This window comes from Pseudoxanthomonas spadix, assembly GCF_003703395.1.
Classification (GTDB): domain Bacteria; phylum Pseudomonadota; class Gammaproteobacteria; order Xanthomonadales; family Xanthomonadaceae; genus Pseudoxanthomonas_A; species Pseudoxanthomonas_A spadix.
Map to the genome: position 1 here is coordinate 54,851 of NZ_RDQN01000011.1, position 10,082 is coordinate 64,932.

Here is a 10,082-nt window from a genome sequence, read left to right on the forward strand (position 1 = left end):
ATGAGCACCCCTGGCAACAGCAGGCTTGGCGACAAATCCGCTTCCACCACCAGGGCCGGCAAGCCGGCCGCGACGGACAGGAAAGGTCCCGCGGGAGAGGTGGCCAGCGCTGCCGTTACCGGCGTCGGGCAGGCCATCGCCAGCGCTGCGTCCAGGGTCGGTGCAGCGGCGGCATTCTCGCTGCAGCCGATCCAGGACGCGCTCAAGGCGCGGGTTCCCGCGGCCAGGCGCGAGCAGGTGCGGGTGTTCATCGAGGCCTTCTACCGGCGCATGGAGCAGGACGAATACCCGCACCACAGTCCCGAGGCCTGGGCGGCCATGGCGGCCGACATGCTGGAGTTCGCCCGGGTGCGCAAGCCCGGTACGGCCAAGGTGCGCGTGTTCAATGCCACCCACAAGGACAACGGCTGGGAAGCGCCGCACTCGGTGCTGCAGATCGTCAACGACGACATGCCGTTCCTGGTCGATTCGGTCAGCATGGCGCTGGCGGCGATGGGGGTGGGCGTGCACGTGCTGGGCCACCCGGTGGTGCGTTTCGAACGCGACAAGGCCGGCAAGGTCACTGCGGTGGGGGAGGGCAAGGCCGAGTCGCTGATGCTGCTGGAGATCGACCGACAGCCGGCGCAGGCCATGGCGCGCATCGAGGCCCGGATCGGCCAGGTGCTGGATGAAGTACGCCAGATCGTGGACGACTGGGGCGCGATGCGCGAGAAGATGCTGGCCGTCTCCGAAGACCTGGCCACCCGGCCGATGCCGGTTTCCGACCTCATGCGCCGCGAGACCCGGGAATTCCTGCGCTGGGCCGCGACCGACCACTTCACCTTCTTCGGCTATCGCCAATACCGGGTCACCAAGCAGGGCGGAGAAGAGGTGCTGGTGGCGCAGGAGGACACCGGCCTGGGGATGCTGCGCAACCGCGCCCCCGGCAAGCCGCGCCCGGTGCGTTCGCTGGCGGCCAACCTGCTCAACGAAGCGGGCGAGGCCGAGGCGATGATCCTGACCAAGACCAACGCGCGCGCCAGCGCGCACCGCAAGGGCTACATGGACTACATCGGGGTGCTGTCCTTCGACGCCCATGGCCGCATCAGCGGCGAGCAGCGCTTCCTCGGCCTGTTCACCTCCAGCGCGTACAACCGGCGCCCGTGGGAAATCCCGCTGGTGCGCGAGCGCTACGAGCATGTCATGCGCCAGTCCGGCCTGTCGCGCAACAGCCACAGCGGCAAGGCCCTGCGCCACATCCTGGAGACGCTGCCGCGCGAGGAACTGTTCCAGTCCAGTCAGGATGAACTGGCGCGCACCGCGATGGGCGTGCTGGGCCTGCAGGAGCGCGTGCGCAGCAAGCTGTTCCTGCGCCGTGACCGCTATGGCCGGTTCTGGTCGGCGCTGATCTATATCCCGCGCGACCGCTTCAACACCGAGCTGCGCCTGCGCATCGAGTCGCTGATGAAGCAGGCGCTGCATGGCGAGGCAGTGGACACCACGGTGCAGCTGGGCGAGTCGCCGCTGGCGCAGCTGCACCTGACGGTGCGCCCGCATCCCGGCGAGGAGGTCAGCGTCGATGCGGCCGAGCTTGAAGCCCGCCTGGCGCATCTGCTGCGCAACTGGCAGGACGATCTGCGCGAGGTGCTGATCCAGCGTCACGGAGAAGCACGCGGACTCGCCCTGGCGTCCCGCTTCGGCCGGGCCCTGCCGCAGAACTACATCGAGAACGTCTCGGTGCAGCTGGCCGCCGACGATGTCGAGCGCCTGGCCGCGCTGGAAGGGCCATCGGACCTGCGCCTGAGCCTGTACCGCTCCATCCACCACCGTGCCGGCGAAGGCGCGCTGCGGCTCAATCTCTATCGCCGGGACCAGGACATCGCGCTGTCCGATGCGCTGCCGCTGATGGAAAACATGGGCCTGCGCGTGATCTCCGAGCATCCATTCCGGTTGGAGGTGGAAGGCGCGGTCTTCTACATCCAGGAATTCGAGGTCGAACCGGCGCTGGGCCCGATCGATGTGGCCGCGCGCGCGGCGGATTTCGATGAAGCCTTTGCCCGGGTCTGGCGCGGCGATGCCGAGAACGACCGCTTCAACCGCCTGGTGCTGCGCGCCGGACTCAACTGGCGCCAGGTCGCGGTGCTGCGCGGTTACACCAAGTACCTGCTGCAGACCGGGGTGCCGTTCTCGCAGGGTTCGGTGGAAGACACGCTCAGCCGCTATCCACTGCTGGCCGCGCTGCTGGTGCAGATGTTCCAGGCACGCTTCGATCCGGCGCTGGAGCTGCCGGCCAGGGCCCGCAACAGCGCCCGCGCCGAAGCGCTGGTCAGCCGGCTGCAGGCGTTGGCCGGCGACGCCGACCAGGACACGACCAAGACCCTGCAGCGGCTGGTCGATGCGGCCGCCCAGCCGCGCCAGACCCAGTGCGATGCGGTGCACGCCACCCTGGTGAAGCTGCTCGATGGCGTGTCCAGCCTGGATGACGACCGCATCCTGCGCAGCCTCATGGGCTGCATCGAAGCCACCGTGCGCACCAGCTATTACCAGAGCGGTGCCAATGGCGCGCCGGCGCACACGATCAGCTTCAAGTTCGATTCGGCCAAGGTGCCCGATCTGCCCAAGCCGCGTCCGTATCGGGAGATCTTCGTGTATGGCCCGCGCGTGGAAGGGGTGCACCTGCGCTTTGGTGCGGTGGCCCGCGGCGGCCTGCGCTGGTCGGACCGTCGCGAGGATTTCCGCACCGAGGTGCTGGGCCTGGCCAAGGCGCAGATGGTCAAGAACACGGTGATCGTGCCGGTCGGCGCCAAGGGCGGCTTCTATGTGAAGCAGCCGCCGGCCGGCGCCGCCACGCCCGCTGAAAGCCGCGATGCGCTGATGGCCGAAGGCATCGCCTGCTACAGGATGTTCATCCAGGCGCTGCTGGACATCACCGACAACATCGTCGACGGCAAGATCGTCCCGCCCAGGGACGTGGTACGCCACGACCAGGACGATCCGTACCTGGTGGTGGCCGCCGACAAGGGCACGGCCAGCTTCTCCGACATCGCCAATGCCCTGGCCATCGAGCACGGCTTCTGGCTGGGCGATGCCTTCGCCTCCGGCGGCTCGGTCGGTTACGACCACAAGGGCATGGGCATCACCGCCAAGGGCGCCTGGGAATCGGTCAAGCGCCACTTTCGTGCGCTGAGGCGTGATACGCAGTCGCAGGAGTTCACCGTGGTCGGGGTGGGCGACATGTCCGGCGATGTGTTCGGCAACGGCATGCTGCTGTCCGAACACATCCAGCTGGTGGCGGCGTTTGACCACCGCCACATCTTCCTGGACCCAAGCCCGGATCCGGCCAAGTCCTTTGCCGAGCGCGAACGGCTGTTCAAGCTGCCGCGATCGAGCTGGGCCGATTACGACCCCAGCCTGATCTCGGCCGGCGGTGGCATCTATCCGCGCACGCTCAAGGCCATCACCATCACTCCACAGGTGCGTGCAGCGCTGGGCCTGGACCAGGAGGTCACTTCGCTGCCGCCCAACGCACTGATCAGCGCCATCCTCAAGGCCCCGGTGGACCTGCTGTGGAACGGCGGCATCGGCACCTACGTCAAGGCCTCCACCGAGAGCCAAGCCGATGTCGGCGACCGCGCCAACAACGCGCTGCGCATCAACGGCCGCGACCTGCACTGCAAGGTGGTGGGCGAGGGCGGCAACCTGGGCCTGACCCAGCTGGGCCGCATCGAGGCCGCGCTGGGCGGGGTGCTGCTCAACACCGACTTCATCGACAACTCCGCCGGCGTGGACACCTCCGACCACGAGGTCAACATCAAGATTCTGCTCGATGGCCTGGTCCGGCAGAAGAAGCTGGCCGAACAGGCCCGCAACACGCTGCTGGCCAGCATGACCGACGAAGTCGGCCAGCTGGTGCTCAACGACAACTACCGCCAGAACCAGGCACTGAGCCTGATGGAGCGCATGAGCGTGACGCGCCTGGGTTCCAAGCAGCACTTCGTGCAGGTGCTCCAAGCGCGCGGCCAGCTGGATCGGCAGATCGAATACCTGCCCTCCGATGCCGAGTTCGCCGAGCGCAAGGCACGCGGCCTGGGACTGACCCGTCCGGAGCTGGCGGTGCTGCTGTCCTATGCCAAGCTGGTGGCCTTTGCCGAACTGCTGGAAACCGACATCCCCGAAGACCCGTACCTGTCCAAGGAGCTGCAGCGCTACTTCCCGCAGCCGCTGCAGGAAAAATACGCCGCGCAGATGGAAAAGCATCCGCTCAAGCGCGAGATCATCACCACGGCGGTGACCAATTCCACGATCAACCGCATGGGTGCGACCTTCCTGATGCGCATGCAGGAAGACACCGGCCGTGGCATCGGCGAGGTCGCCAAGGCCTTCACCATCACCCGCGAAACACTGGACGCGCGTGCGCTGTGGACCCGGATCGACGCGCTGGATGGCAAGGTCGCCGAGTCGGTGCAGATCGACGCCTTGCAGGTGATCTGGAACCTGCAGCGCAGCTTCACCCGCTGGCTGTTGAACCGTCCCGGCCCGATCCCGGCCATTGCCGCAGCGGTGGCGCGCTACCACGACGGCTTCAACGACATCCGCGCCGCCGACGGGGTGCTGCCCGATTCACTGCGCCCGGCTTACCAGGCCAAGCTGGCCGACTGGCTCGCCAAGGGTGTGCCGGAGCCGCTGGCCGGCCAGCTGGCCGCGTTGCCGTACCTGGAGCCCTCGGCGGACATCATCGAACTGGCGCGCGAGCGCAAGCTCACGCCGGTGGCCGTGTCCAAGGTCTACTACCGCCTGGGCGATGCGCTGCACCTGCCGTGGCTGGTGAGCCAGATCGACGCACTGCAGGTCGACGGCCGCTGGCATGCGGTGGCCCGCGGGGTGCTGCGCGACGAGCTGCAGACGCACCTGCGCGCCTTGACCCTGCAGGTGCTGGCGTTGCCCGGTGATACGGCCGAGGCCAAGGTCGCCGGCTGGTTGCAGCGCGACGATCCGTCGCTGCGCTTGACCCTGTCCATGCTCGACGAGCTGGCCGGGCAGAAGTCGCTGGACTATCCGACCGCCTCGGTGGCGGTGCAGCGCATGTCGCAGCTGACCTGACCGGGCCAGCCCGGCGGGACAGGTGCAATGAATGGCGGGGCAGGGCGCCGGCGCCTTGCCCGGTTTTGGTTGGCAGCGGTGCCGTTTGCCGCGCACGCCGCGCTATCCTTCGCGGCATGACCTCTCCCCGCCTTGCCTTCCTGGCCAGCTCCGCCGAATCAGCGCAGCAGGCGCTGGTCACGCTCTCGGCCCGCTACGGGCACCACCCGCCAGCCGATGCCGACATCCTGGTGGCCCTGGGCGGCGACGGCTTCATGCTGCAGACCCTGCATCGCCACGGACAGCTGGGCAAGCCGGTGTTCGGGATGAAGCTGGGCACGGTCGGCTTCATGATGAACCACCATCGCGAAGAAGGCCTGCTCGAGCGCATCGCCGCGGCCGAACCTGCCACCTTGCGTCCGCTGGAGATGACTGCGCAGACCGAGTCGGGCATCGAGGTGCATTCGCTGGCCTACAACGAGGTCTCGCTGCTGCGTCAGACCCGCCAGGCGGCGCAGATGAGCATCGACCTCAACGGCCAGACCCGGGTGGAGGAGATGATCGGCGATGGCGTGCTGGTGGCCACGCCCGCCGGCAGCACGGCCTACAACTTCTCCGCGCATGGCCCGATCCTGCCGCTGGGCAGCAACACCCTTGCCTTGACACCGATCGCGCCATACCGGCCGCGGCGCTGGCGCGGCGCCATCCTCAAGTCCGGCACCGAGATCACTTTCCGGGTCATGGATGCGCACAAGCGTCCGGTCAGCGCCACCGCCGACTCGCATGAATTCCGCGACGTCACCGAGGTGACCATCCGCGAATCGTGCGATCGCACCGTCAGGCTGCTGTTCGACCCGGAGCACAACCTGGAAGAACGGATCTTCAGCGAACAGTTCGTGGTCTGATGCCATGGCCGACGCGGCGCCATGCCTGCTCACCGTCGCGGTCACCTCGCGGGCCCTGTTCGACCTGGAAGAGAGCCACGCGCTGTGGCAGGCGCAGGGCCTGGAGGCCTACGCCGCCTACCAGCGCGCGCACGAGGACGATGTGCTGGCGCCGGGCGTGGCCTTCACCGTGGTGCGCAAGCTGCTGGCCTTGAACAGCGGCGCGCCGGCAGACCAGCCGCGGGTGGAGGTGATCCTGCTGTCGCGCAATTCGGCCGACACCGGCCTGCGCATCTTCAATTCCATCCAGCACTACGGGCTGGACATCGTCCGCGCCACCTTCACCTCCGGCGAGCCGACCTGGCCGTACGTCAAGCCGTTCGGTACCGACCTGTTCCTCTCGGCCAATCCCGATTCGGTGCGCAGCGCCCTGGCCCACGGCATCGCCGCGGCCACCATCCTGCCCAAGCCGGCCGGCGAGCGCGCCGAGGAAGCGGCCGCCGCCGCCGGCGAGCTGCCCGCCGGGCGCCTGTCCACGCAGCTGCGCATCGCCTTCGACGGCGATGCGGTGATCTTCGGCGATGAGAGCGAGCGCATCTCGCGCGAGCAGGGCGTGGAAGCCTTCGGCCGGCACGAGCGCGAGAAGGCCCGCGAGCTGCTGTCCGGCGGCCCGTTTCGCGGTTTTCTCTCCGCGCTGCACCAGCTGCAGGCCGCGTTTCCGCCGGGCGAGAACGCACCGATCCGCACCGCCCTGGTCACCGCGCGTTCGGCGCCCGCGCACGAGCGGGTGATCCGCACCCTGCGCGAGTGGGGTGTGCGCCTGGACGAGGCGCTGTTCCTGGGTGGCCGGCACAAGGGCCCGTTCCTGGCGGCCTTCGGCGCGGACATCTTCTTCGACGATTCCCAGCACAACATCGACAGCGCCCACCCGCACACCGCGGCCGGGCATGTGCCGCATGGGGTGGCGAACGAGTAGGCGAACGCGCTATGCAAGCGGAATCGCAGCGCATGCCATCGACTTTCAGCCTTATCCGGTCAGCGTGGCAGCTGGATATCAGTCAGCTTCCACACGATGCCCTGACGCTCGAACACGAACGTCATCGGTGCACTGCCGTCGTAGACGGTGCTGGTGGCGGTAAACCGCGACAGCGACTGGTAATGCCCTTCGACCTGCCTGAGCGGTTCGGCCGGACGCGGCGGGCCGTAGGTATCGCCATTGGCGGTATCGCCGGTGGCGCGCTTCCATACCGAATGGCCCTGCAGGATCGCGGCGATGCCGGTGGGGGTGACCATCGCGTCCACGCCGACGCCGGCCGCGCCGCCGGCCAGCGACAGGGCGATGGAACCGAGGAAACTCGACTGCGCCTGCATGCCGGCCGCGCGCACGATCCGGTCCTGCAGCTGCGCACGCAGGTTCACGCGCAGGGTGGGGAAGTCGACGTAACGCGCCAGCTTGCCGGTGTCCTGTTCGGCCAGGGCATTGCGAATGCCGTGGATGGCGATGTACGGGCCGGCCACGACAAAGCCGCCGAACGCCAGCAGCACGACCAGGACCAGTGCGATCCACTTCTTCATTGGGGCAGGCTCTTGTTCAAAATTCCAGGTCCAGCGCGGCGCACAGGTAGTCGACGAACGGCCCCAGCGCAGCCAGGTCGGCAGCAACGGTCTGGCGCAGGCGCGGGCCAGTCATGGTGGCATCGTCCAGCGCGCGCCAGAACACGAAGTTCTTGTGCTTGAGGTCATCAATGAATTCGAAATCGGCCGGAAACCCGCGCGGTGGCCGGCTCAGCCGCTCGGTTTGCTCGAAATCGAATCTCCTGCGAAACGCCGGGGCATGCGCCGCGGCTTTCCAGCTGCCGGGGTTGTCGAAGATGAACTGCCGCAGCCTGCGCAGGGTGTCGGCTTCGGGATGCCACAGGCCGGCACCGACGAAGCTCTCGCCCGGCTGCAAGTGCAGGTAGAACGAGGGCGCCGGCACCTGCTTGCGCCGCTCGTGGTACAGGCGTGCGCCCTGCCAGGACTTGTACGGCGACTTGTCGTTGGAAAAGCGCGCGTCCCGGTAGATGCGGAACAGCGAGCCGCCCACGGTCCTGGGATCGGAGCGGAACTTGTCGCTGACCGCGGCCAGGTCCGGCTGCAGGTCGGTCAGCAGGCGCAGGAATGGCTGGCGCACGTGGTCTTCGTACCGGGCCTTGTTGGCGTTGAACCAGGCCTTGTCGTTGTGACGCGCCAGCGCCTTGAGGAACTTGAAGCTGGCGTCGGAAAAGTAGTGGGCCATGGCGCGATTGTAGGCAGGAGCCGGACAGGACGGGTCTGGAGCGCCTTGTGTCCGTCTCCAGGGCTCGCGCGGGAGGGCGCGGCAGGCCCTTGGCGGGTCCAGACCCGCCCTACAGCACCGCTTGCAACTGGCGCCCCCAGGCCTCCAGTTGGTCCAGCAACACCTGCCGGGCGCCATCTTCGGCATGGGCCGCACGCAGGCTGGCGATTTCCTCGAAGAAGCTGTCCAAGCTGTATTCGGAGGTCTGGGTGCCGGCGGCCAGGCGCTGGCGGCGATGGTCGTCCCAGCGGCCGCGCTCCATCGCATCCAGGGTGTCTGGCCAGTTGCGCGCGCGATAGCGGAACAGCAGCACCTCCAGGCGCGGATCCTTGAAGCCGAAGGCGCGGCTGCCCAGCTGCTGCGGCGGGGTTGCGCGCACCTCGGCCAAGCGGCGCCTGTCGCCCTCGGCCAGGAAGCCGTCGTAGAGCGCGGCATCGGGATCGGAAGGTTCCTGCGCCCGTTCGCTGGCGAAGACCTGGCGGACTTTCTCGGCCACCAGCGGGCCATGCGCGCGCAGCAGCCCGGCCTGGGCCTGCACGGGGTCCGGATCGATCCCCAGGCGCTCGAAATCGGCTTGGCGCAGGTAGTTCCACGGGACCAGCGCCGGGCAGCGGTTGAGGTGGACTTCCTTGAGCGGCACCCGGCGCACGTCCTGCGGCAGGTCGGCGCGCGGGGTGTACAGGCGATCGGCGATGTCCTGCGGGTCCAGGTCCAGCAGCGCCTGCGCCGCATCGCCTTCCAGGTCCAGCACGATGATCCGGCTGTCGATGCGTGGATGGCGGGCGATAGGCAGCACCGGCGCGGCGCACAGGCGGCTGGCCGGATAGCGCGTGGACACATGCAGCAGCGGGGTCATCGCCACGGTGTCCAGCAGGCTGGCGGCGAAGCGCTTGTTGCGCAGCTGCAGCGCGTAGTCCCACAGCCGCGGCTGGGCGCTGCGCATCGCGCGGGCGATGCCCACGGTGGCGCGCACGTCGGACAGGGCCTCGTGGGCATCGCCGATGCGGACATCGTTGGCCAGGGCCAGGTGTTCGAGCCTGAAGCTGGGCGTGCCGTCCTCGCGCCTGGGCCACTGCAGGCCCTGCGGCCGCAGCGCATGGAACAGCCGCGCCACGTCCAGCAGGTCCCAGCGGCTGTTGCCGCCGCGCCATTCGCGCTCGTAGGGATCGAAGAAATTGCGGAACAGCCCGTGGCGGATGAACTCGTCATCGAAGCGCAGCGTGTTCCAGCCCAGCGTGCAGGTTTCCGGCCGCGCCATTTCCTCGAAGATGCGGGCCATGGCATCGCATTCGGGCACGCCCTGGCTGAGCGCCTGCTGCGGAGTGATGCCGGTGATCAGCGTGGCCACCGGCGAGGGCAGCAGGTCGTCGGCGGGCTTGACGTAAAAGCTCACCGGGTCTTCGACCGGGTTCAGCGCTTGATCGGTGCGCTGGGCGGCGAATTGCGCGATGCGGGTCCTGCGCGGGTCCTGGCCAAAGGTTTCCAGGTCGTAGAACAGGAAGCTGGCGGGCATGTCGGAGCCGTCGGCGAAGGTGCAGGCATTGTAGAACGGTGCCGGCGCCGTCCCGGCGGATGTCGATGGTCGTGGCCGGAAATTCCCGTCGCGCCGGCGCCCCGAAGCGCGCATAGGGCCGCCGCCCCAGGACGATCGCCGTTCCCGCAGTTTTGCGCGTAGGAGCAACTGTCTTCTCAGGCGCCTGTCATTCTCCATTCAGTTTGGTCTCTGGCCATGGCGTTGAGGCGGGTGAGCAGTACCCGCATGCAGGCGGTGATGGCGACCTTGGCGCACTTGCCCCGTTGGCGCAGGGCTTCGTATCGCGTCT

Annotated in this window: 6 protein-coding genes; 3 read left to right on the forward strand and 3 right to left on the reverse strand. The window is 68.2% G+C overall.

Going from position 1 to position 10,082, the window contains the following annotated elements; translation table 11 throughout:
• Positions 1-99 precede the first annotated feature (99 nt).
• From D9R12_RS14135 to D9R12_RS14145, 3 genes are all read left to right on the forward strand, one after another.
• The gene (locus D9R12_RS14135) at positions 100-5,079 is read left to right on the forward strand and encodes an NAD-glutamate dehydrogenase (protein WP_122231382.1); all 4,980 of its coding nucleotides are present in this window, start codon (positions 100-102) and stop codon (positions 5,077-5,079) included.
• Between the two features lie 116 nt (positions 5,080-5,195).
• Entirely contained in the window at positions 5,196-5,963 is a 768-nt protein-coding gene (locus D9R12_RS14140; RefSeq protein ID WP_014160514.1) for an NAD kinase, read from the forward strand.
• 4 nt (positions 5,964-5,967) lie between these two features.
• Complete coding sequence (locus D9R12_RS14145; RefSeq protein ID WP_122231360.1) at positions 5,968-6,918, forward strand: 5'-nucleotidase; 951 nt, start codon at positions 5,968-5,970, stop codon at positions 6,916-6,918.
• A gap of 59 nt (positions 6,919-6,977) precedes the next feature.
• On the opposite strand, the gene D9R12_RS14150 is transcribed toward D9R12_RS14145, so the two are convergent.
• The 3 genes from D9R12_RS14150 to sbcB all read right to left on the reverse strand — a co-directional run bounded on the left by D9R12_RS14150 (position 6,978) and on the right by sbcB (position 9,772).
• Entirely contained in the window at positions 6,978-7,517 is a 540-nt protein-coding gene (locus D9R12_RS14150; protein ID WP_122231362.1) for a DUF2939 domain-containing protein, read from the reverse strand.
• 16 nt (positions 7,518-7,533) lie between these two features.
• Positions 7,534-8,220: a DUF2461 domain-containing protein gene (locus D9R12_RS14155; RefSeq protein ID WP_122231364.1), complete on the reverse strand. Its 687-nt coding sequence runs from the start codon at positions 8,218-8,220 to the stop codon at positions 7,534-7,536.
• A gap of 109 nt (positions 8,221-8,329) precedes the next feature.
• Entirely contained in the window at positions 8,330-9,772 is a 1,443-nt protein-coding gene (gene sbcB / locus D9R12_RS14160) for an exodeoxyribonuclease I (RefSeq protein ID WP_122231366.1), read from the reverse strand.
• Between the last annotated feature and the right edge of the window lie 310 nt (positions 9,773-10,082).